General features: G+C 34.4%; 22 protein-coding genes. 2 read left to right on the top strand and 20 right to left on the bottom strand.

The annotated features are described in order from the left end of the window. Window positions 1-21 precede the first annotated feature (21 nt). The 3 genes from GTO82_RS03175 to GTO82_RS03165 are packed head-to-tail and all read right to left on the bottom strand — an operon-like array spanning window position 22 to window position 3,303. Window positions 22-1,353, bottom strand: a complete 1,332-nt coding sequence (locus GTO82_RS03175) for a PTS sugar transporter subunit IIC (RefSeq protein WP_180873709.1) — start codon at window positions 1,351-1,353, stop codon at window positions 22-24. Continuing rightward, window positions 1,353-2,582: a DEAD/DEAH box helicase gene (locus tag GTO82_RS03170; protein WP_180873708.1), complete on the bottom strand. Its 1,230-nt coding sequence runs from the start codon at window positions 2,580-2,582 to the stop codon at window positions 1,353-1,355. The genes GTO82_RS03175 and GTO82_RS03170 overlap by 1 nt, the downstream gene beginning before the upstream one ends. A gap of 10 nt (window positions 2,583-2,592) precedes the next feature. Then, window positions 2,593-3,303, bottom strand: a complete 711-nt coding sequence (locus GTO82_RS03165; RefSeq protein ID WP_180873707.1) for a GH25 family lysozyme — start codon at window positions 3,301-3,303, stop codon at window positions 2,593-2,595. A gap of 120 nt (window positions 3,304-3,423) precedes the next feature. Here GTO82_RS03165 and GTO82_RS03160 point away from each other — a divergent pair, with 120 nt between their 5' ends. Beyond that, entirely contained in the window at window positions 3,424-4,734 is a 1,311-nt protein-coding gene (locus GTO82_RS03160; RefSeq protein ID WP_180873706.1) for an APC family permease, read from the top strand. An 89-nt stretch (window positions 4,735-4,823) separates the two neighbouring features. Here the strand turns inward: GTO82_RS03160 and hpt are convergent, their stop codons facing one another. From hpt to GTO82_RS03130, 6 genes are all read right to left on the bottom strand, one after another. Beyond that, window positions 4,824-5,393: a hypoxanthine phosphoribosyltransferase gene (gene hpt / locus GTO82_RS03155; RefSeq protein WP_004895417.1), complete on the bottom strand. Its 570-nt coding sequence runs from the start codon at window positions 5,391-5,393 to the stop codon at window positions 4,824-4,826. A 97-nt stretch (window positions 5,394-5,490) separates the two neighbouring features. Next, window positions 5,491-6,873 carry a hemolysin family protein gene (locus tag GTO82_RS03150; protein ID WP_180873705.1) on the bottom strand — a complete coding sequence of 461 codons (1,383 nt, stop codon included), beginning with the start codon at window positions 6,871-6,873 and terminating at the stop codon, window positions 5,491-5,493. Between the two features lie 50 nt (window positions 6,874-6,923). Next, on the bottom strand, window positions 6,924-7,616 hold the full coding sequence (locus tag GTO82_RS03145; RefSeq protein ID WP_180874075.1) for a hypothetical protein: 693 nt from the start codon (window positions 7,614-7,616) through the stop codon (window positions 6,924-6,926). Window positions 7,617-7,740: 124 nt separating this feature from the next. Continuing rightward, on the bottom strand, window positions 7,741-8,397 hold the full coding sequence (locus tag GTO82_RS03140) for a nitroreductase (RefSeq protein ID WP_180873703.1): 657 nt from the start codon (window positions 8,395-8,397) through the stop codon (window positions 7,741-7,743). A gap of 158 nt (window positions 8,398-8,555) precedes the next feature. Beyond that, the gene (locus GTO82_RS03135) at window positions 8,556-10,961 is read right to left on the bottom strand and encodes a phosphoketolase family protein (RefSeq protein WP_180873702.1); all 2,406 of its coding nucleotides are present in this window, start codon (window positions 10,959-10,961) and stop codon (window positions 8,556-8,558) included. Window positions 10,962-11,068: 107 nt separating this feature from the next. Next, window positions 11,069-11,854, bottom strand: a complete 786-nt coding sequence (locus GTO82_RS03130) for a DeoR/GlpR family DNA-binding transcription regulator (RefSeq protein WP_180873700.1) — start codon at window positions 11,852-11,854, stop codon at window positions 11,069-11,071. Window positions 11,855-12,118: 264 nt separating this feature from the next. Here GTO82_RS03130 and GTO82_RS03125 point away from each other — a divergent pair, with 264 nt between their 5' ends. Next, the gene (locus tag GTO82_RS03125) at window positions 12,119-12,445 is read left to right on the top strand and encodes a bacteriocin immunity protein (RefSeq protein ID WP_180873699.1); all 327 of its coding nucleotides are present in this window, start codon (window positions 12,119-12,121) and stop codon (window positions 12,443-12,445) included. Between the two features lie 64 nt (window positions 12,446-12,509). On the opposite strand, the gene GTO82_RS03120 is transcribed toward GTO82_RS03125, so the two are convergent. The 11 genes from GTO82_RS03120 to pstC all read right to left on the bottom strand — a co-directional run bounded on the left by GTO82_RS03120 (window position 12,510) and on the right by pstC (window position 22,450). Then, on the bottom strand, window positions 12,510-13,238 hold the full coding sequence (locus GTO82_RS03120; protein ID WP_180873697.1) for a GntR family transcriptional regulator: 729 nt from the start codon (window positions 13,236-13,238) through the stop codon (window positions 12,510-12,512). Beyond that, entirely contained in the window at window positions 13,238-14,161 is a 924-nt protein-coding gene (locus tag GTO82_RS03115; RefSeq protein ID WP_180873696.1) for a nucleoside hydrolase, read from the bottom strand. The genes GTO82_RS03120 and GTO82_RS03115 overlap by 1 nt, the downstream gene beginning before the upstream one ends. A gap of 116 nt (window positions 14,162-14,277) precedes the next feature. After that, a complete protein-coding gene (gene rpiA / locus GTO82_RS03110; protein ID WP_180873695.1) occupies window positions 14,278-14,976 on the bottom strand; it encodes a ribose-5-phosphate isomerase RpiA in 699 nt (232 codons plus the stop codon). Continuing rightward, complete coding sequence (gene rbsK, locus GTO82_RS03105) at window positions 14,976-15,902, bottom strand: ribokinase (protein WP_180873693.1); 927 nt, start codon at window positions 15,900-15,902, stop codon at window positions 14,976-14,978. The genes rpiA and rbsK overlap by 1 nt, the downstream gene beginning before the upstream one ends. Window positions 15,903-15,991: 89 nt before the next feature. Next, window positions 15,992-16,459 (bottom strand): Dps family protein, encoded by a 468-nt coding sequence (locus GTO82_RS03100; RefSeq protein ID WP_004895429.1) that lies wholly within the window; start codon window positions 16,457-16,459, stop codon window positions 15,992-15,994. A gap of 83 nt (window positions 16,460-16,542) precedes the next feature. Further along, window positions 16,543-18,081 (bottom strand): YfcC family protein, encoded by a 1,539-nt coding sequence (locus GTO82_RS03095; RefSeq protein ID WP_180873691.1) that lies wholly within the window; start codon window positions 18,079-18,081, stop codon window positions 16,543-16,545. A gap of 207 nt (window positions 18,082-18,288) precedes the next feature. Beyond that, complete coding sequence (gene phoU, locus GTO82_RS03090) at window positions 18,289-18,972, bottom strand: phosphate signaling complex protein PhoU (protein WP_180873690.1); 684 nt, start codon at window positions 18,970-18,972, stop codon at window positions 18,289-18,291. An 18-nt stretch (window positions 18,973-18,990) separates the two neighbouring features. Beyond that, the gene (gene pstB, locus GTO82_RS03085) at window positions 18,991-19,746 is read right to left on the bottom strand and encodes a phosphate ABC transporter ATP-binding protein PstB (protein ID WP_180873688.1); all 756 of its coding nucleotides are present in this window, start codon (window positions 19,744-19,746) and stop codon (window positions 18,991-18,993) included. A gap of 10 nt (window positions 19,747-19,756) precedes the next feature. Then, window positions 19,757-20,557 carry a phosphate ABC transporter ATP-binding protein PstB gene (gene pstB / locus GTO82_RS03080; protein WP_180873686.1) on the bottom strand — a complete coding sequence of 267 codons (801 nt, stop codon included), beginning with the start codon at window positions 20,555-20,557 and terminating at the stop codon, window positions 19,757-19,759. 10 nt (window positions 20,558-20,567) lie between these two features. Further along, on the bottom strand, window positions 20,568-21,458 hold the full coding sequence (gene pstA / locus GTO82_RS03075) for a phosphate ABC transporter permease PstA (protein WP_004896942.1): 891 nt from the start codon (window positions 21,456-21,458) through the stop codon (window positions 20,568-20,570). Then, window positions 21,458-22,450, bottom strand: a complete 993-nt coding sequence (gene pstC / locus GTO82_RS03070) for a phosphate ABC transporter permease subunit PstC (RefSeq protein WP_011161729.1) — start codon at window positions 22,448-22,450, stop codon at window positions 21,458-21,460. Before pstC ends, pstA begins: the two co-directional genes overlap by 1 nt. Between the last annotated feature and the right edge of the window lie 15 nt (window positions 22,451-22,465).

The following is a 22,465-nucleotide window of genomic DNA, read 5'->3' as shown; positions in this document are numbered from 1 at the left end:
TAACTTTTCACTATCATAAATTTAATATTGAGGTAAATAGAAATTCCGTCGATTATTATCTTGCTTAGCAATCTTATCTGCCGCAAAAACAAACGGCATCCAAATAAGAAGCGCAATTACCATATTAATGAAAGCCAGTACAATAGCACGCCAATCATAATTGCAAGCCAAGAATGGTCCGATAAGTGGCGGCATTACGGTTGGAACAAAAATTTGAACTGGATTAACTAAACCAGCCTGTGTAGCCCAATAAGCTAATGATACATTTACTAAAGGAGCTACCACAAATGGAATTAGATAGACAGGGTTAAAAACAACTGGCAGGCCAAAAATAATAGGTTCATTAATATTAAAAATTCCTGGTGCTACAGCCATCTTTGCTATTGTTCGATAATCTTTACGTTTAGAAAACATTAAAATGGCAATAATTAATACCAGCGTTCCGCCTGCTCCACCAAACCATGCAAAAACATTAAAAGAGTCACGAACCCAAACATAAGGAACATGCTCACTATTTCTAACAGCTGTAACATTAATATTTTCTGGTGTCAGCCACAAAGAATCCATTACTGGAGTTAGCACACTTATCCCGTTAATTCCAAAGAACCAGAAGATCTGGACCAAAAATGTAACTAATAAAACGACTCCAAAGCCTTGTCCTAAATTAACCAAGGGTCTTTGAATAGTAGTAAGCAGCCAATTACCAAAATAAGTTCCTGTAAGTCTTTGAAACGCATAGTTAACAAAACCTACAATAAAAACAGAAAGCAAGATTGGGATCAACGTACTAAATGCAACCCATTCTGCATGCGGCATACTACTATCTACTTTTAGTCTAATTCTAGCCTTATAAAAGGTAATAAATAACGCTGTTCCAATACAGCCAAAGATAATAGCTGTAAATAGGCCCATTGTAGAAAATTGCTTGATATAAAAAGCATTTTTAATATCAACTACATCCCCATCAATACGCAATTTAACAGAATCACTAATGCTCATTGCAAAAGCAACTAAAGAAGCAACAGAACCTGCAAATCGGTTGACTTCATAGGTCTTAGCTAAATGATAACCCCAAGAAATTGCAAAATAAACAGCAAAAAGGGCAAATGTCCCTTCCCAAATGATATTGTCAATTGCTACTACAGGTTGCATCAAAGAATAAAAAGTATCCCAATGCATTTGTACTTTAGCCGCTCTAATTATGCTATTAAATAGCATGGCAATTGAACCAGCCATTGTAATTGGCAGTAAAGAAATGAAAGTATCCCGCATTGCAACTAGCCAGCGTACTTGAGCTAAACGCGATGCAGGTGGCAAAACATAAGTTTCTAGCCATTTAACTAAAGATGACATTATTCTTCTCTTCTATCCTTTCGAGGATGATATCCTTTATTTTTCTTATTGCGCCAACGCTTCTTTTTATGCTTAGGCTTAACTTCCTGTACTTTCTTCTCTTGAGTTTCTGGCTCCGCTTTTTTTCGTTTTGGCTTTTCAGTCGTCAAACTATAACCTGCAAAATATGCTCTTTGAACTTGGTAAGTATCAGCTAGTAATTTTCTCAAGTCTCTAAAGTCATGATCATCCCCAAGAGTGACAACAGTTCCTGATTTATTCATTCGGCCCGTTCTACCGCTCCGATGCAAGTAAGTGTTCACTTCACTCGGAATTTCAAAGTTAATAACATAGCTAACATCAGGTAAGTCTAACCCACGAGCTGCTAAATCAGTCGCAAATAAAAACTTAATTCGTTCTGCTCTAAAATCACTAAGAATTTTTTCTCGCTTTTGTTTACTAGTTTCATTACTTAAAACAGCAAATTTTGTCTTACTATGACTAAAAATTCGCGCAAATCTCATTTCACTTTCTGTACTATCAAAAAAGAGTATGCCCTTAAACTTATCTAACTTTGCCAACCGCTGCAAAAACTGCATTTTATATTCATTTGAGACTTGTAAAAAGTAATGTTTAACTTCAGATTTTTGTTCTGGTCGCACATCAATTAATAAGAAAGTGTGATTAAACAAATCTTCGGCATTTTTCGTAATTTCTGACTCTGATGCTCCAAAAAGCAAAATTTGAGCAGTTGAAGATAAATTTTGTCCTAATGAACTTAGTAATTCTAATTTTGTAAATTCTAAAATATCATCCGCTTCATCAATCACTAAGGCGTTAATGTCTTGATACTTGATTCGATTCTCTGATAAAAAGTCAAAAAATCTTCCTGGTGTAGCAATTATTATTTCCGGCTTTTCCTTTTTTAAGCGTTCTAATTGTCTTTTTCTATTTCCTGCTCCAACTAATGCAATGGTTTTTAAACCTAATGATTTTGCATAAGGTAAAAGATTATTCCTAGTTTGAATCGCAAGTTCAGTAGTTGGCTCTAAAATAATGCCTCGACCACCAATTTCAGCAATTCGCTCCATTACTGGCAAACCATAAGCTAAAGTTTTACCAGTACCAGTCTTAGCTAATCCTACGATGCTAGCACCATTACGAATAGCATCATATGTTCTTTCTTGAATTAAGGTTGGTTTATTTTTATGTTCTTTTTCTAAAACTTGTGTAATTGCGTTTGAATACATTTTATTTCCTCTATTGTGTTCCTTGCTGACCATATAATTGCTCGTACTGTGTATTAGTACCAATATAAGCAAACATAGTTACATCCTGATCGAGATTATCTATATTTTTAACCCTTCCATTTTGAGTGTAACACCAAAATGCATAATGTCGCCGATCTTTTAAACTGGCACCTGTATATAAAAATCTTGTCCCTTCTGGAAAATAATTATGGTAGCGATAGTCACCAGCTATCATTACTCTTTTTCCAAGATTATTTATCATTCTAGCGAAATCTCCCATTCGCTTCCAATATGCTTTAGTCAAGTGACTAGCGGCTGGCACAATCATAACTGGCAAGCTTCCAGTGTTAGTTCCTACTTTATTCAAAAAGTATTGGTATTGTTCTTGATTACTTGTTTCATCACTATAAGCAATAATTGTACCAAAATTTAAGTTAGTTCCTTGAATTTGATCGCGATAAAGCAGGTAATTATCATCAAAATAAGATTTTCCTTGTGTTGACCTCAAATATACAAAAGAAATACCATTTTTTTCTAGCTTATGTAGATCAATGTAATCTTTTGTTTGGTCTAATTCAATGCCTAATACACTCATATTTGAGCCACGAGGAACAGTTGTATTTTGCCTCATATTAAAGTATCCCCACACTAGTCCTGAGAAAGCTAGAATGAGTAAGATAATAATACTTGGAAAAGTATATTTATGTCGATAACGATGCATTGCAGTCCCTCCATTAGCTATTTTAACGAACTTCTTCTTTCTACACCACTTTCATTAAGATTTAGTATAAAATGATATCATTACTAAAAGTTATAGATATATTGAAAGGAAAGCACAATCTTGAAAAGACAAATTAGCTTTGGTCAAGCCCTAGCTACAGTCGTTGGAACTGTAATTGGTGGGGGCGTTTTTTTCAAAATAGGAAGCATTAGTTATGAAACCGGCACTCCCTCCTTAACTCTCTTTGTCTGGATCTTAGCCGGTATTGTTTCCATTGCTTCTGGCCTCACCGTATCTGAAATTGCAGCTGCTCTTCCAGTTACTGGGGGTTCTATCAAGTACATCGAGTATACTTACGGGAAAGTTTGGGGCTTTTTATTTGGCTGGGCTCAGATGCTAGTCTATTTTCCAGCCAATATTGCCGCTCTAAGTGTAATATTTGGACAACAATTTGTTGTTTTATTTAACCTGCCTGCTAAATACGCAACTTTAATTGCTATACTACTCGCCATATTTTTAATGGGCTTAAACTTTATTTCTACAAAGTTTTCAACCAGAATGCAATCAGTCATGACTATTCTTAAGGCCATTCCAATTGCTTTAATTGTGCTGTTCGGACTTTTTAACTCAAACAAAGTCAACATTGCCCTACTCCCTTTAAGCGCTGGACATAATGTTTCTTTTTGGACAGGCTTAAGTGGCGGTTTACTTGCAGCTTTATTTGCTTATGATGGTTGGATTAACGTAACTAATTTAGCTGGTGAAATTGAAAAGCCTGAGAAGAATCTATCAAGAGCTATCATTATTGGACTATCGGCTATTACTTTAATTTATGTATTAGTCAACTATGCATTTTTAACTGCCATCCCCTTTAAAGAAATTGTTGGCAATCAAAATACTGCCTATTTAGCTTCGTTAAAACTATTTGGTAGTTTAGGCGGGAAATTAGTTACTATTGGAATTTTAATTTCAGTTTATGGCGCAATTAATGGTTTTATGCTTACAGGAATGAGAATACCTTATACTTTAGCACAAAATAAGATGTTACCATTTTCCGATAAAATTAGTCGCACTAATGTTAATACAGGTGTGCCTACACTGAGTGCACTAATTATTCTTTTCGTATCTTTAATAATGATTCTACTAGGGACCTTTGACCTCTTAACCAACATGCTCGTCTTCGTCATGTGGACCTTTACCACCCTAATTTCAATTGCAGTGGTAATTTTGCGCTACCGCGAACCTAAACTAGAACGTCCGTATGTTGTTCCTTGGTATCCGATTGTCCCGATCATCTCAATTGGTGGTGGTTTATTCATTGTAATTAGTACTGTAATCAATGAATTCTGGCTATCAATAACTGGTATCGGTCTAACGCTATTGGGCCTTCCTATTTATTACTATATGAAAAAGCAAAACAATCGCCAATAATAAAGCTCATAGATAAAGGGTTGAAACTTCCACTAGCTAAGGAGGAAGTCTCAACCCTTTTAATTTTATGATAAATATATTTTGAATTATTAACGGTTTAAGTTTGCTTGAATAACTTCTGGTTTTAAAACACCAACATAAGGTAGATTACGATATGCATTTAAGTAGTCTAATCCATAGCCAACTACAAATTCATTTTCAACTTTTGAGCCATAGTAATCTACAACTACATCATCTTCACGGCGTTCTGTCTTATTAAGAAGTGCGCAACACTTTACACTCTTTGCGCCACGTTCAATTAATAGATCCTTCATAAATTTTAGAGTATGACCAGTATCAACAATATCTTCAACCAGTAATACATCTCTACCCTTAACATCTGCTTGAACGTCAATATCTAATCTAACTTTACCAGTTGATTCAAAGCCATCACCGTAGCTTGAAACATCCATAAAGTCATTTTGCATTTTTACATTCATATGGCGTGTTAAATCAGTCATAAAGTATACAGCACCCTTTAGTACCCCAATGACTAATGGAAACTTACCAGCATAATCCTCAGTTAATTGCTTACCTAGTCTTTGACAAATCTCTTCGATGTCATCTTGACTAAATAAAACACGATCAATAATGTTGTCAATATTATCACTATTTTGCATTTTAACCCTCTATATCCTTTTATAAATGCGTTGTTAATAGTAGAATTATAACATTTAATTAGACAAAAAAGCACCTATCTTGAGGTGCTTTTTCCGATTATTTATCTTTTTCTTTATCATTTTGATCGCTATTTTCTGAATCATCATTTTCACTGGCTTGATCGATCTTAGAAACGATGAACCAACGCATGAATCCTTGTTCAATGTTTACTAGCTTAAACTTAAAGCCTTCTAAATCAACAGACTCACCACGTTTTAAATTAGGATAGTGTTCCATCATATAACCACCGATGGTAATAATATCACTATCTTCGAATGCTTTCAGCTTAGTATGGAAGTAACGTTCAAAATCATATAAAGTAGTCTTTCCTGAAACATGGATATTTCCATGATCATCGCGGACAATATATTCGTCTGAAACATCATCGATTTCATCCTTAATTGATCCGAAGAGTTCTTCATAAATATCTTTATCAGTTACAATTCCACTTGTTCCACCATACTCATCAACTACTAAAACAATTGGTGTGTGCTTTTTAATCATTAATTTCAAAATATCTTGAATTAACATTGATTCAGGCACAGTAATAATCGCTCTAATAATTCTAGTAATCGGAACATTAGGATTTTCCTGATCTTGACTTACGATATCATAGGAATAAACATATCCTACAACATCATCTTTATCGTTATCACGCACAACTGGAAAACGGCTGAAACCATCTTTAATGTATTTTTCTAAAGCTGTCTTTACATCATCAGTCGCATTTAAAACTTGAAGTTGAGTACGGTCTGTCATGATATCTTTAGCAACTTTATCATTTAATTCAAAAGCACGTTCCATATACAAAAGATCGTCTTTATCAAGTGAGCCGCCCGTTACAGCGTTACGAGATAAACGCAAGATTTCAGATTGTGAATAAACTTCACTTTCTTCATCAGCTGACTGCATCCCTAATAAATGAAGCAATCCATTAGCACTGTGGTTAAGTAACCATACGAATGGATATACAATCGTATGGAAAGCAGCTAAAGGAGTAACGACTGCCATTAAACATTTAACGGGCATGTCAATAGCAATATTCTTAGGAACAATTTCAGTTACAACAACTTCTAAATAAGTTAGCAATACAACACCTAAAGTTGCTCCTAATACTCCGCTAGTCTTTGCTCCAAACCAAGGTGTCATTTTAAACACATCGGTCAATAGTTCCTCAATAGTTCCCTGACCAATCCAACCTAAAATAACACCAACTAAAGTTGTACCTACTTGAGTGGTAGATAATGACTCATTTAAGTTATGAACCATATGTAGAGCACGCTTTAGTTTCTTAGGATTGCCCTGACCGTTTGCCAGCATATCTTCTAACTGACTCGATCTAGTCTGCACTAAAGCAAATTCAGCAACAACAAAGAAAATTGCAATTAAAAACGTTATGAAAATAACAATTAAATTAGTAGTTATAGTACTTGTAGACAAGTGATCTTCACCTTTTTTATATATTAAATAATTACATCTCTATTTTAGCATTATTTTGCTGAATCAGGGATCCAGTTTGCAACTAATCCGGGATGATTATAATTTTCTTCAATATTACTTGAAACTTGCTTGTTATAGGAATCGGCTGGCAGTTCTACTTTATCGCGTAAATTATGTTTTAAATCAATAAATCCTAACTTCAAAAACTTCTTATTTCTAATCTTAAAATGATACCCTGTAAAGTAAGTTTTATTTCCTGAGATTTTTTTACAATCTGCTAAACTAAACTTCGTTACTACATTATTTAATTCAATAAAAGCATAATAATCATTTTTACCAAGGTAGGTAACTTCTTGCTTCACTGGTATCTTTTTATAAATTGAGGGTAAGTGTGACGGAGTCTGAATATCAGCTACATATTTAAACATCTCGATTTCCTCTGGATCATAATATTTATTAGCAAAAATCTGAGCATCATACTCTCTAACCATTGCCGTCAAATAGTGATTTTCTTTGACATATTCTGTTGATTCCTTATTTTTAAAATACGCTATCCCCAGAAAAGTTACTAAAAATACGGTTGTCACCCCAAATAAAGTATAAGTAATTTTATTATGTACGCATAAAAATGGAATCAATCCAACAAATAAAAAAATTATCCCTAAAATTAAAATATAGCCTGGCAATGTGTAATTAAACCATTTATCCCAATTAGCCCATTGCTCAGGAGAAACTAATAACATCATTCTTCTCCTTTTTTTATAATTATGCCATATTTTAATATTATTTTAAATAAGCAAATAAAAAACTCTTAAAGAATTCCATCTAACAAATTAGCTAGACTTTATTTCTTCAAGAGTTTTTTAATTAGAGATCTTTTTTAATCTTTAAAACTTCATCTAACGGTACACGCTTAGACTTGTAATTATTAATTGTTGCCTTCTTATTCGGATATCCTAAACCAATCCCAATTCCAATTGATTCATCTTCTGGAATATTCAAATACTTTCTTATTACATCTGGGTACTTAACGAAAGCATGAGCTGGCATTGTGCTTAAGCCACGATTATTAGCAGCTAACATCAGTGTCTGCGAAAACGCACCCAAGTCAAAAATTGACCAAGCTGGAGATTTTTTAGGAATAGTCAAAAATACTATCACAGGAGCGTTAAACAATTTTATTTGAGCTTGATCGAAAGCATAAGATTCACCACATAAAAAGTAATCTAAAGTTTCACTCATCGTTGCCATGTTTTTACTTGGGAATGTATCCCACTCAACTTTTAGCAATGAAGCAAAATCTTCATGTGGTTCTTCATGAGCCAAGACCTTCTTCTCATATTCTTTTCTTATTGCCTTAGCAACTTCACCTTCAGCTACATAAATTCGCCATGGTTGTGAATTTAACAATGATGGAGTTCTTTGTGCCTCTTCGATTACTTTGATAACTTTTTTTTCGCTTACTCTTTGATCAGTAAACTTTCTTGTTGCATGTTCACTTGCTAAAACATCTTTAAAATCCATCTCATCATCCATTCCTACAATATCTTTTATTTATTAAAATTACACTTACTTCTCTTAAACCATTATAGCAATAAATATCACACTAACAATACAATGATTTTTTAATAACTACAATTAAAAAAGACCGGAAATTAATCCGATCTTTAAAAATAATATATTTATTTTAAGCCATTCCATTGCCATTCAGTAACTTCTGGCATATCTTTACCATTATCACGGATATATTGATGGTGTTTAGCAAGCAAGCTGTCCATTTCATCAATGAAGTCAGCATTCTTTTCACTTAAATCAGGAATACTCTCTACTACATCCTTTGCTAAATCATAGCAGTCCATGTGGTTCAAAACACGCATATCAAAAGGAGTAGTAATGTCACCATTTTCTTCATATCCATGAATATGAACATCATCTTTACCACGACCACGATCAAACCAAATTGATTCCATCATTGGCTTAAATCCATGCCATGCGAAGATAACAGGTGTACCTTTAGGGAAAAGACGGTTAAATTCTTCATTACTGATTGCATTTGGATTCTTTTCTGGTGACATTAATTTCATGACATCAATCACATTAATGTAGCGAATCTTTAAGTCTGGGAATTTTTTATGAAGTAAGTCAATGGCAGCTAAAGATTCAATTGTTGGTTCAGTACCAGTTGAAGCAAAAACAACATCTGGCTTAGCGCCCTTATCAGTTGATGCCCAGTCAACATACCCAAGACCTTTATCAGCTAATTTTTTAGCTTCTTCAATTGAGAACCACTGAGGACGAGGTTGTTTAGAAGTTACTAAAACATTGATGCATTCGCGATCTCTAAATGCCTTATCAGATACAGCAAGAAGAGAGTTAGTATCTGCTGGCAAGTATTCGTGAATTAAATCTGGACGATTCTTTTCATACAAATGAGTTAACATACCTGGATCTTGGTGAGTATAACCATTGTGATCTTGCTGGAAAACAGTTGAAGTATCAACTAAGTTTAAAGCTGGATAATCATGTCTCCAAGTTTGCTCTTTAGCTTTTCTCAACCATTTCATATGTTGAGTAAGCATTGAATCAACTACACGACCAAATGCTTCATAAGTAGCAAAGAATCCGTGACGACCAGTTAATACATATCCTTCAAGCCAACCTTCATCTTGGTGTTCTGACAATTGTGAGTCAATCACACGACCTTCGTGAGCTAAGTTTTCATCATTTGGAGTATGAATACTTTCCATCCATTGACGTTTTTGATTATCTAAAAGTTGGAATAAACGATTAGATTTAGTTTCATCAGGACCAAAACCACGGAAATTAGTTGGATTCAATTCAGACATCTTGTCTAAATATTTTGCCCATTCGGCCATATCTTGTTTTTCAACAGAACCAGGTTTATCAAATTTAATTGCAAAGTCACGGTAATCAGGCATATTTAAGACTTTTGGATCAATACCACCGTTGGTTACTGGATTCATAGCCATTCTTTGGTCGCCTGATAAGATATTTTCCTTAACGATATCTTTTGGTGAGCCATCTTCATTGAATAATTCTTCTGGCTTATAGCTTTCCATCCAATCAGTAAGCATTTCTTTATGAGTCATGTCATCTTGAGCAACAGGAATTGGAATTTGGTGAGCACGGAAACTATTTTCAATTGGATTGCCATCTAGATCAAATTTTGGACCGGTCCAACCTTTAGGTACTCTAAAGACGATCATTGGCCACTTCACTAAGGAATCATCATTGTTTTCACGCGCATGCTTTTGAATAGCCTTAATCTCTTCAACAACTTCGTCCATTGTCTTTGCCATTTCTTGGTGAACTTCCATGTGGTCTTTATACCCATTAAATTCACCGTCTTTATATGCAGAAACAAAGTATGGCTTCCAACCCATTCCTTCAAAGTACTTAGTTAAGTCTTCGTCACTCATTCTAGAAACGATGGTTGGATTAGAGATCTTAAAGCCATTGATTTGCAAGATAGGAATAACTGCCCCATCTTTAATTGGGTTAATGAACTTACTCGAAAACCAAGAAGTAGCAAGTGGACCAGTTTCTGATTCACCATCACCAATTTCAACTGCAGCAATTACATCCGGATTATCTAAAATTGCACCAACACCATGAGATAGTGAGTAACCTAATTCCCCACCTTCATGGATTGATCCAGGAGTTTCTGGAGCAGCATGAGAAGCAACTCCACCAGGAAAACTAAATTGCTTAAATAACCTAGCCATTCCCTTTTCATCTTGGGTAATTTCTGGGTAGCGCTCAGTATATGAACCATCTAAGTATGAATTAGATACCATTACTTGGCCACCATGACCAGAACCTTCAATATAGAACATATTTAAATCATATTTCTTAATTGCACGATTTAAATGTGCATAGATAAAGTTTTGCGGCACAATTGTACCCCAGTGACCGATTGGCTTAGGTTTTACATCTTCTGCCTTTAAGTCTCTCTTAAGTAAAGGATTATTCATTAAAAATAATTGTCCCACTGATAAGTAGTTAGCTGCACGCCAGTATGCGTCAACACTCTTTAAGTATTCTTGAGAATCGTAATTCACTGCCATAGCTATATCTCCTTGAAATAGTTTTCATTTGCTTATTACAGTACTTATCATATAGCATCAAGTACGAAAATTCAACTTTTAAAATTATTGGGACGGTCCAATTATAATTACTTACTTTTTATATTTTCCTCTTCGAGTACTTCACGAATCTTAATATTCTTTTTAAAATATTTTCGATACTGTGGATCAAGCTTATTATCTGTAATCAAAATATCAGCTTGCTTGCAATCCATGACCTTGTATGGAGAAGATCTATCTTCTTTAAATTTATATTCTTCTGCCAGTAAAATAACTGTTTTGGTTCGATTAACTACTTCTCTTTCAATTTGTGCATCCGAATGGTTAACTACAAAAACGCCATTTTTATTAACCGATGACGTCCCAATGACTGCAATATCAAATTCATATTGATCTATTTCTTTTAAACTATTTAAAGAAGATGTATAGTGATTCTCTTTATTTAAATAGCCGCCTAGTAAGATGACATTAGGCAAGTTATCCATCATTAGGGCACCAGCATTATCAATTGAATTTGTCATGATTGTTGCATTTAAGCCCTTAAGATAGTGGCACAGCTGCGAAATAGTAGTCGAAGCATTTAAATAAATCAGCTTATCAGCTGTTAAATACTTTGCCGTCATCTTAGCTATTTTATTCTTTATGGGCGATAAAACATGGACACGAGAATTATAATCAGGCACTGTCCCCTGTTTAATTTTCATCAATCCACCATGGATTCGAATTGCTTGACCCGTGCTGGTTAATTTAATTACATCCCTTCTAGCCGTATCAAAAGAGACATGACATAATTTCATAATTTCACGTGTACTAATTGTTTTTTCCTCATCTAATTTTTGTCTAATTAAATCTAGTCTTTCAACTTGTGATTGCATTTATCTCACCTCACATATCTCATCTTATCAGAAAACCCTTTCATTTTCCGTATTTATCTGTATTTAGAGCTTTATTTTAAGGATTAATCAGTATTTAAGAAATGATTTACTGATCTAAATCAGTATAATGTTATTTAAATCAAGATAAACACTTAGCAGAAACCGCTACTTTCATACAAAATAGGCTTTTCAAGCATGAAAGATGCTAGTATTTTAGTGGGCCCAGAAATCAGTTAAATTATTTAAGATAGTGAGGTCTTTATCATGTTAGAAAAACCTATTACAAAGCACGATGAAATTATCACAGTATTAAAAGATTTATATACTAGTTTCAATAAAGTTCAAATTAAAGCATATCTTCCGCTTGAGCAGACAATTTTAAAAGTCATAGCTAAAGCCGAAAACCACGATGATGCAGCTGCTTGGAGCAATAAGTTAGCTATGTATTTGCAATCTCAAATAGTACTTAAGCAAATCCCAATTACTAAGGAACAAGATACTTTAATTAATTTCCTCAGTGAGCAATGTAAAAACACTAACTTAAACTATGTATATCTATCCCCTATTGACGATAGTTTGCAATTTGATTAAGCTACTCGTCCTATATAAAAAGCCATTGTTTCTCTCATCCCCCGAGAAAAACAATGGCTTATTTTTATTCTTGACTTAAGTTAACAAAAGTATTGTACTTCATGTATTTATAATGAATTCTCATATTTGAAACTTCAAATGGAGTCCCATCATCTAAAAAGAAAATACCTTCCATTACACCTACAGGTTCATTAGGTGCCAGCATCAATTTAGACTGATCTTCTAAAGTTGATGGCTCAACTGTAATTGTTAAGAATGAACGTGTTACAGTTTTATTTTGTGTATCTTCTAAGTAGTTAAATAGCGATCCTTTAAGAATATCCGGATTTAATTCTGGAGTAATCTTAATAGGAATAAATCCTGTTTCAATTAAAAATGGCTGATCGTCTAACAAACGAAGTCGTTTTATTTGATAAACAAAATCTGAATCTTTTAAAAATAAATCCTGTCTTAAATCTTCGTCGACCTTAATTACCTGATAGTCTAACAGCTCAATACTTTGCTTCTTACCGGGAACACTAAAGGAATCAGTAATACCTAAATTTGATCCTTCATACTTAAAAAGCGCTTGATTCTTCAAATAGAGCGGATTAATAAATGTTCCGCTACCTCTTTTTTTAAAAACTATCCCTTGCTGAGCAAGCAAACCTAAAGCGCGCTTCATCGATGAACGACTTACATGATAATAGTCGCTTAGGCTACGCTCATCAGGCAAACGCATATCTTCATATTCATTATTAAGTATTTTTTGTTTAATATCGCGCATTACTGAGCGATAGACTAAATCAGTCATTATTTTCTCCCATTATTGGCAGCCTTGATACCATCAATGAACCAAGCTGCAAACTTCTCTGTATCAACGTCTGTTGCAATTTGTGCATTATGTTTTTCACTTAAGAAATCCATCACACTAGCACCATATGTATAGCGTCCAGCTAATTCAATTTCAACATTGGCTGGCTTTAAAGTAAAGAATTTAGGATGAAGCATAATTCCAACTGCTGTTGGATCATAAATCTTAATTCGAGTATCTCCATCGGGTTCATGAATATTAGAAAACATCAAATAAAGCATTTTACCAACTTCACCGCATTCTTTAATCTTGTCCATTTGATCTTGAGTTAAATGAGCCTTATCTCCAATTTCAAGTGGAGCTACATAAACTGGCAAGCCGGAATGGAAAACAATTTGTGCTGCTTCTGGATCACCTGCAATATTATATTCCGCAAATGGACTATGGTTTCCATGCCCAATGTTTCCACCCATAATATAAACTTCAGCAATATTTTTTACCACATCAGGGTATTGCTTAAATAAAAGGGCAAAGTCAGTTAAAGGACCAACTCCTAATAAAGTAACTTTTTCAGGACTGTTTTTAATTATTTCATACATCTTCGTAGCAGCCAGCCCTGGCTCTAATAATTCATCACTAGCTTTTTCGAATTCAAAGCCAGCAATTCCTGTTTCACCATGAACAGAAGCTGCACTAATTGCTGGACGTACTAATGGCTGATTAGCTCCCCTGACTACAGGAACTTTTGTATGTAAAAATTTCTCTAAATCAAGAGTATTTTGTAAAGTATGTTCTAAAGAAACATTTCCCCAGGTTGGAACAATCATTTTAACATCAAGTTCATCTGCAAAAAGACTGATTGTCATTGCAGCAATATCATCAATACCTGGATCTGTACTAATAATTAAGGGCTTTTTTGACATAAAGGTCCTTCTTTCTAAATTTACGTATCATATTTATTATGAACTAAGATTTGTTACAAAAAAAGACTTGAACTGCTCAAGTCTTTTAAAAATTATATTAGTTTTTGAAAAAATAATTATTTTCCCTTCTTGTCTTCAATTGTACCATCACTATGAGCAATGATAACTTCATCACACATGTCTAAAAATAAACCGTGCTCAACTACACCAACTGTATGATCTAGATAATCAGCTAAACCGTGTGGTACGGGAGTTGGATCAGCAGCTAAATCAACGATGTAGTTACCGTAATGAGTTACGTAACGCTTTCCTTGATCATCTAAACGCCATTGAGGCTTCAACCCTTCTGCTTCAAAACGTTTAAAGTTTTGTTCAGCAGATACTGGTAATACTTCAACTGGAAGCGGGAAACCGCTGAGATGGTGAACCAGTTTTGATTCATCAACAATCCAAATAATTTTCTTTGAGTTGATGGCAACATTTTTTTCTAAAGTTAAGGCACCACCACCGCCTTTGATTCCATCTAGATTATCGTCAACTCGATCAGCGCCATCTACTGTTAAATCAGCTTGATCAATATCAGCTAATTCATCAACCTTAAAGCCTAGTCCTTCAAGTTGCTTCTTACTACGGTTAGAAGTAGTAACAATATGCTTTAAACTAAATCCTTCTTTTTCTTTGCGTTCACCTAATGCATCGATAAAAAAAGCAACTGTTGAGCCTGTTCCAACTCCTAAAACAGAATTAGGCTCTACCATATTAGCAGCTTTAGTAGCTGCTTCTTTTTTTAATTGATCTTGCTCTGTCTTATTCATCAGTTCTTCTCCTTCAAAGCTTCTTCAACTACTTCTCTAGTTGGAATAGATGGAAATGCACCTAATTTTTGAACTGTAAATGAGGATGATTTGGATGCATAAATCACACTATCTCTTAAGTTACTTAAATCAGGCTTCAATTCGCTAGATAAAGCGCCTAAGAATGTATCACCGGCTGCCGTTGTATCAACTGCCTTTACTTTGAAAGCAGGAACAATCTCTTCAATGTCTTCATAAGAAACATACGATCCACGTTCACCAATTGTGATAATTACACCCTTAATTCCCATTTGATGAAAAATTTCGCTACTCTTCTTCATTGACTCCTCACTGTCAACTTTAATTCCTGTAATACTCTCAGCTTCAGTTTCATTAGGAGTAATCAAGTCGGTTAATTCTAATAATTCTTCTGGAATATCAGTACGAGCTGGCGCAGGATTTAAAATAGTAATTTTACCCGCTTCTCTAGCAATCTTAAAAGCTTCAATAGTTGCTTCAATTGGTGTTTCAAATTGAGCAATCACAAAATCGCTATCTTCAATTTGATCTTTTGCATTTCTAACATCTTCTGCTGTTACGTCAAAATTTGCACCATGTTGAATAATAATTGAATTTTGTCCTGTCTCTTGAAGCAAAATATAAGCTTGTCCAGTTTGTTGGTTTGGCGTTACAGCTACATGGTCAACATTAATTCCATTTTCTTTAAATTGTTCAAGCATAAAGCGACCATTGTCATCATCTCCAATACGTCCAACAAAAATTGTTTCATTTTTTGCTCGACTACTTGCTACGGCTTGATTTGCTCCCTTACCACCAGCAGCTTTTGAAAATTCAGACATTGCTATTGTTTCTCCTGGTTGAGGGAGTTTCTTAATATGCATAATATTATCAACGTTAATTGAACCAACAATTGTAACTTTATTCATGGTATTCCTTTCCCTGTATGGCAATATTTACTTTCATTATAGCAAAAAAGCATTCCATACACGGAATGCTTTGCATAAATATATTTATCCTATTCACCTTCACCTGGACGTTGACCAAGTTCAGCTGACATCATCCAAATTCTCTTTTCAATTGCAGTATGGTAAGAAATCAATAAATCATTAGTTGAGTCGTCTCCCTCACCTTCACTAATCTTGATCCCTCTTTCATAATCATCTCGCAATTGTTTGTATGCATTTATAATTAGTTGGAATCTTTCTTCAATTGATAAGTCCCAGCTACCGATTTGATCTGGAACATTGGTTTCTTCTAATACTTCTTCATAGGTAGAAATCGGATTACCATTAATAGCAATTAATCTTTCAGCAACCCCATCTTGTTGCTCAGCCAACTCTTCCATTACACCATCTAAATATGGGTGCAATTTCAAAAATCCTCTTCCAAGCATGTACCAATGGTGTTGGTGAACAACCATGTGAGTTTGAGTTAAATCAGCAACAATTTCATTCATAATTTTTTTAGTTTTTGGATAAGCCATAAAAATGCCTCCTTAAAATATTAAACAATATCTTTAGTTTCATCATAGCTATAAAAAATACTAAAAGCTACTTATTTGCCTAGTTAGTAAACAACTAAACCAATTGCTAAAAAGGCTAAACAAATGCCAAATTCAATAACTAATAGTTTCCAACAAAACTTAAACCATTTATTGAACCCAATATTTACCATCATTAAACTCATTAAAATTAATCCAGTTGGTGCAATTAAACTAATGAACCCTTGACCCCAATTATAAGCGTCAATGATACTTGCTCGATCAATTCCAACCACGTTAGCTAGCGGTGCCATAATTGGCATAGAAAGAACTGCTAAGCCAGAAGATGACTGAATAAAGAAACCAAGAATAATGTAGACTAAGAACATGAACCAAATAAATAATAATGGTGGCATACCAGAAACTTGTTGGCTAAAGAAATTCATAATTGTGTCACTAGTATGACTTTCTTCCATTACAATAGAAACAGCACGTGCTAGGCCAATTGTTAAAGCCACACCCAATAAGTCTGCAGCACCATTTACAAAGCTCTCAACGAATTTATGCTCACTTAAGCCTGAAACAAAGGCGAAAATGTAGCCCGTTGCTAAGAAGACAACTGCAATTTCAGTAAAGTACCATCCCTTTTGTTGAACACCCCAAATCATTACAATAAAAGCAATTGCAAAGACAAGCAAAGTTAATTTTTGACGCCAAGTAAATTTACTTTCTTGCACAGTTTGATTTTGATTCATATATTCTTGATCTTCTTTAGCGAAGTCATTATAAACATATGAAGCTTTAGGATTCTTTTGCACTTTTTTAGCATAAAGAATCACATAAATCATCCCTACAATCACACAAGTTGCCCACATACAAATTCTAAGCGGCAATGCATCTGTAAAATTGACCCCAGCCGTATTTGAAGCAATTACAGTTGAAAATGGGTTAATAGTTGATGCCATCGTCCCAATACTTGTACCTAAAAAGATCGTCGCAACAACTGTCATCCTATCAAACCCTGCTAATAAGAAGACTGGGATTAGGATCGGATAAAAAGCCATTGTTTCTTCAGCTAAACCAAATGTTGTTCCCCCAATAGCAATTAATCCCATTACTAAGACAATCAATAAAACCTGTTTACCTTTAATTTTTTTAGAAAGTGCCTGCATTCCAGCATCAATTGCACCATTTGCATGAACGACTCCAATACAACCACCTAGAATTAAAACAAAGGCAATAATATCGATACTTTGAGCAATTCCGTTTACTTGTGAAGAAAGAAATTGATAAATTGCTCCGCCAAGTCCTGGCTTTTTCTGATTAATTTTTTCATAGGAATCAGGAATGGCCACCGGTTTATAGATAGTCCCACTGGTAAACTTTTTAACATCAATCTTAACTTTATATTTATCTAACGTTTTTTGGGTTGCTGCTTCTTTATGCTTGCTACCATTTGGTTTTGTAATTACAAACTCTTTACTTGGTTGATCATATTCAAGCGTTGCATAATTACCTGATGGTATAAAAAACGTTAAAATCTGTACCAATAATAGAACAATAATGATAACTGTATATGCTGTTGGAAATTGATGTTTCTTCTTTTTTTGTACTGTATCGCGCATAACTTCCCCCTACTTAGTATTACAGCTTAATTTATAGTTTTATTATAGATTTCTTTTTTATTTTTTGCACACGCTTACAACTGAGGTATATAAAGTTAAATAAAAATAAGAACCCTCAAAGTGAAGGTTCTTATTTTTCTATATTCAGATTTTTTAAGTAGACCATATCAATCATATTGTTGGCCGGCTTCATAAAAATATTCAATTTTATAATTCGGTCATCTCATCAGTATCCTTAGTATTTAAATCTACTAATTCTCCTGACATTTTATAGACAACCCATTGTGCTAAATTAACGACGTGGTCACCAATTCGTTCAAGTAAACGAATTACCATAAAGTAGCTTGAAGAAGCAACTGCTGCCTCTGGATCTTGTTTAATTCCAGAAATAATCAACTTACGTGCTTTTACATATTCCTCATCTACTTCATCATCTTTTTTAGCAACTTCACGAGCTAATTTTTCATCACCTTGTACATAGGCTTTTAAAACTTGATCTAGCATAAAGTTAACTTTCTTAGCCATTGACTTAATAATTGCTTCAACTTCTGGAATACGAGGATTTCCCTTTACTCGAATTGTTTCCCAAGCAATTGAATTAGCATTTTCACCAATTCGTTCTAAGTCATTAGTAGCCTTTAAGATACTAATGACATTTCTAAAGTCACTAGCAACTGGTTGCTGAAGAGCCATCAATTTTAAGGTTCTTTTTTCAACTTTTGTAGCAGCACGCGAAACTTTTTGATCATCTTTGACTAAACTTTGAGCTAGTTTTTTATCATGTTCAACAAAAGCTTGTGTTGCTTCTTCAATCGCTTCACTAACATCAATGCCCATTCCCATGAAACGAGTATTCAACTTACGTAATTCATCTAAAAAAACTTCATGCATCTTAAAAAATCTCCTTTATTAACCAAAACGTCCGTTCAGATAGTCACTAGTAATTTGCTTTTTCGGATTCATAAACACATCTGAGGTCTTACCATACTCAATTAAGTCCCCACTCATTAAGAACGCAGTATAGTCACTAATTCGAGAGGCTTGTTGTAAGTTGTGCGTTACCATGATAAAAGTAAAATCATGCTTTAATTCAAGAAGAGTCTCTTCAATCTCACTACTTGAAATTGGGTCAAGAGCACTAGTCGGCTCATCAAGCAAAACTACTTTTGGACGAACTGCTAAAGCACGAGCAATACAAATTCTCTGTTGTTGTCCTCCAGAAAATGCTTGAGCGTTTCGATCTAAATTATCTTTAGTCTCCTTCCAAATTGCAGCTTGCTTTAAACTTTCTTCAACTCGCTGGTCGATTAATTCTTTATCTTTAATTCCAGCAATTCTAAGACCGTAAGCAATATTGTCATAAACAGAAAATGGAAAAGGACTTGGCTGCTGGAAAACCATTCCAACATCTTTACGTAATTCTACCAAATCCATTTTAGGACCATAGATATTCTTATTTTCAAATTTAATCTCACCACTAATATGAATATTAGGTATATCGTCATTCATTCTGTTTAAACAACGAAGAAAGGTTGATTTTCCGCATCCTGAAGGACCGATTAAGGTAGTAAGTTCTTTTTCTTCAAAGTCTAAGCTAATGCCATGTAAAGCTTCAACATTTCCATAGCTCAGGTGAACATCTTTACTTGTAATAATATTTTCCACAGTAAACCCCTTATCCAAAACTTCCGCGAATGTAGTCTTCCGTAATTTCACCCTTAGGATTAGTAAAAATATTTTCAGTAGTGTCATACTCTAAAACATGACCTAAATGAAAGAAAGCAGTGTAATCACTAATACGACTAGCTTGTTGCATATTGTGCGTTACCATGATCATTGTATAATCAGTTCTTAATTGCTTAAGGGTATCCTCAAGCTTAGAAGTAGAAACAGGATCCAGGGCACTAGCAGGCTCATCGAGCAGCAAAATTTCAGGCTTCAACGCAAGAGCTCGCGCAATACATAAACGCTGCTGTTGTCCACCAGACATTGCCAATGCGCTCTTATCTAACTTGTCCTTCACTTCATCCCATAAAGCAGCCGCTCTTAAACTTTCTTCTACAATTTGATCTAATTTTTGCTTATCATTTTCACCATTTGCTTTTAGAGCATAAGTAATATTTTCTCTAATTGATTTTGGAAATGGATTAGGTTTTTGAAAAACCATTCCAATATTTTTTCTTAATTGGTAAACGTTAATATTGTTTTTATTGATATCCAAACCATGATACCAAATTTCACCATCTACTCGAGCCACTTTGTCATTCATTCTATTAAGACAACGTAAAAAAGTAGACTTTCCTGATCCAGATCCTCCAATTAAAGCTGTAATAGTTTTTCTCTTAAACTGAAGACTAGCATTAAAAAGCTTTTGTACGCTACCGCCATAAAAAACACTAAGGTCCTGCGTCGATATAATTTGCTCATCCTTATTAAATTGATGAATATAGGTCGGGACTTCATTTACATTTTGCATAAATTTCTCCTTATGACTTAGCAGCCGTTAATTTGCGGTATAAATGATTACCCAATGCACGTGCACCAAGATTGAATAAAATTACCACAATAATTAATAAAGCAGAAGTTGCAGCTGAAACAATTGTTGCATCGGGAATAATCCCTTCAGTATTAACCTTCCAAATATGAACAGCTAAAGTTTCTGCTGGACGCATCACATTTAAAAAACTAGTTGGACTAAATGGATTCCAATTACTGTAGTCAATTGTAGATCCACTTTGCCCTGCAGTATAAATTAAGGCAGCGGCTTCACCAAAAATTCTACCAGCACTCAAAATAATACCAGTTAAAATTCCTGGTAAGGCTGCCGGCAAAACGATCCCGCGAATTGTTTTCCAGTTAGATAAACCCAAGGCAAGTCCCGCATCTCTTTGCGCTTGCGGAACACCTTCAATAGCTTGTTCAATATTACTAGTTAGTGTTGGTAAATTAAAGAATGTAAGAGCCAAAGCACCAGAAATAATTGAAAAACCAAATCCAAACTGTACTACAAATAGTAAATAACCAAATAAACCAACAACAATTGAAGGAAGTGAGCTTAAAATTTCAATTGTTGTTCTAATTAAGTTAGTAAACCAATTATCTTTAGCATATTCCGCTAGATAAATACCTGCTCCCAAAGCAATTGGAAGTGAAATAATTAAGGTTAATACTAGCAAATATAAGGAATTAAATAGCTGATCTCTTACCCCTCCGCCAGCTTGATAGGAAGAAGCCTCAGAAGATAAAAAATGCCATGAAAGATGTGGTACACCCGAAACTAGAATATCGCCTAAAATCCCAAAGAGGATGATTACAACAATACTCACTAAGGTATAAATACCAGCAGTAGCAATTTTATTACGAGTTTTTGCATTCATTATTTCTGTCCTCTCTTTCCAATTAAGCGGACTAAGAAGTTAAAGACCAAAGACATAATTAACAATAGAAGCGCTAATGACCAAAGTGCATTATTTGGTAAGGTTCCCATAACTGTGTTTCCCATTTGACTAGTTAACTGACTAGTTAAAGTAGCAGATGGACTCACTAAGTTAGCTGGCATTAAAACTGCATTACCAATAACCATCTGTACAGCTAAGGCTTCACCAAAGGCTCTAGCCATCCCAAAAATTACCGCTGTCATAATTCTAGGAGAAGCAACTCGCAAAATCACTTTATAGATTGTTTGCCATTTAGTTGCACCTAAAGCTAAAGAAGCTTTCCGGTAATCAGATGGTACAGCTTTTAAACTATCAACAGTTAGCGAAGTAATTGTCGGTAAAACCATGACAAATAAAACTAAAGTCGCTGATAAAATACCGAACCCAGTTCCACCAAAAATATTTCTAATAAAAGGAACAATAACTGTTAATCCCAAGAATCCATAAACAACAGAGGGAATTCCGACCAATAATTCAATTACTGATTGCAAAAAGCGTGCACCCTTTTTAGAAGAATACTCAGTCATAAATAAGGCTACTGCAATTGCAAATGGGGTTGCTACTAAAGCAGCTAGTAAGGTTACAGAAAACGAAGTTACAATCATCGCTGCTGCTCCGACGTGATTCTTTCCCTCACCTGGATCCCAATCACTAGAAGTTAAAAATTGAAAAACATTCACATGATCTTTAGTAAAAGTTTCTAGTCCATGAAATCCAATAAAACCAATAATTGAAGCAACCAAAATAATAATTAAAATAATGGCGCAATAAGTTAGTCCTTTACCCCAATATTCTTGTCGTGTTTCTTTTGATGGCTCAGTTAAGCTGGCAACATCAACCTTACTTGCACCAATCTTCTTTAATTTAACATGAGGAACTTTTTGCTTATCTAAAGCAGACTCAACTACTTTTTTAAGATCTTTGTTATTCATCAAAACGTCCTATTC

It is taken from the genome of Lactobacillus johnsonii, assembly GCF_013487865.1.
Lineage (GTDB): Bacteria > Bacillota > Bacilli > Lactobacillales > Lactobacillaceae > Lactobacillus > Lactobacillus johnsonii_A.
The sequence above is the reverse complement of the archived record's forward strand: the minus strand, read 5'-3'. Positions and strand labels throughout refer to the sequence as shown.

What these genes read in the sequence shown, in the direction of transcription:
- rbsK (WP_180873693.1), bottom strand. Translation starts at nt 15,902, where the DNA reads ATGAATAAAGTTACAATTGTTGGTTCAATTAACGTTGATAATATTATG.
- GTO82_RS03130 (WP_180873700.1), bottom strand. Translation starts at nt 11,854, where the DNA reads ATGCAATCACAAGTTGAAAGACTAGATTTAATTAGACAAAAATTAGAT.
- GTO82_RS03100 (WP_004895429.1), bottom strand. Translation starts at nt 16,459, where the DNA reads ATGGCTTATCCAAAAACTAAAAAAATTATGAATGAAATTGTTGCTGAT.
- GTO82_RS03145 (WP_180874075.1), bottom strand. Translation starts at nt 7,616, where the DNA reads ATGTTATTAGTTTCTCCTGAGCAATGGGCTAATTGGGATAAATGGTTT.
- GTO82_RS03120 (WP_180873697.1), bottom strand. Translation starts at nt 13,238, where the DNA reads ATGACTGATTTAGTCTATCGCTCAGTAATGCGCGATATTAAACAAAAA.
- phoU (WP_180873690.1), bottom strand. Translation starts at nt 18,972, where the DNA reads ATGCATGAAGTTTTTTTAGATGAATTACGTAAGTTGAATACTCGTTTC.
- GTO82_RS03095 (WP_180873691.1), bottom strand. Translation starts at nt 18,081, where the DNA reads ATGCGCGATACAGTACAAAAAAAGAAGAAACATCAATTTCCAACAGCA.
- GTO82_RS03115 (WP_180873696.1), bottom strand. Translation starts at nt 14,161, where the DNA reads ATGTCAAAAAAGCCCTTAATTATTAGTACAGATCCAGGTATTGATGAT.
- pstC (WP_011161729.1), bottom strand. Translation starts at nt 22,450, where the DNA reads ATGAATAACAAAGATCTTAAAAAAGTAGTTGAGTCTGCTTTAGATAAG.
- hpt (WP_004895417.1), bottom strand. Translation starts at nt 5,393, where the DNA reads ATGCAAAATAGTGATAATATTGACAACATTATTGATCGTGTTTTATTT.
- pstB (WP_180873686.1), bottom strand. Translation starts at nt 20,557, where the DNA reads ATGCAAAATGTAAATGAAGTCCCGACCTATATTCATCAATTTAATAAG.
- GTO82_RS03170 (WP_180873708.1), bottom strand. Translation starts at nt 2,582, where the DNA reads ATGTATTCAAACGCAATTACACAAGTTTTAGAAAAAGAACATAAAAAT.
- GTO82_RS03140 (WP_180873703.1), bottom strand. Translation starts at nt 8,397, where the DNA reads ATGGATTTTAAAGATGTTTTAGCAAGTGAACATGCAACAAGAAAGTTT.
- GTO82_RS03135 (WP_180873702.1), bottom strand. Translation starts at nt 10,961, where the DNA reads ATGGCAGTGAATTACGATTCTCAAGAATACTTAAAGAGTGTTGACGCA.
- rpiA (WP_180873695.1), bottom strand. Translation starts at nt 14,976, where the DNA reads ATGAATAAGACAGAGCAAGATCAATTAAAAAAAGAAGCAGCTACTAAA.
- GTO82_RS03125 (WP_180873699.1), top strand. Translation starts at nt 12,119, where the DNA reads ATGTTAGAAAAACCTATTACAAAGCACGATGAAATTATCACAGTATTA.
- pstA (WP_004896942.1), bottom strand. Translation starts at nt 21,458, where the DNA reads ATGAATGCAAAAACTCGTAATAAAATTGCTACTGCTGGTATTTATACC.
- GTO82_RS03165 (WP_180873707.1), bottom strand. Translation starts at nt 3,303, where the DNA reads ATGCATCGTTATCGACATAAATATACTTTTCCAAGTATTATTATCTTA.
- GTO82_RS03175 (WP_180873709.1), bottom strand. Translation starts at nt 1,353, where the DNA reads ATGTCATCTTTAGTTAAATGGCTAGAAACTTATGTTTTGCCACCTGCA.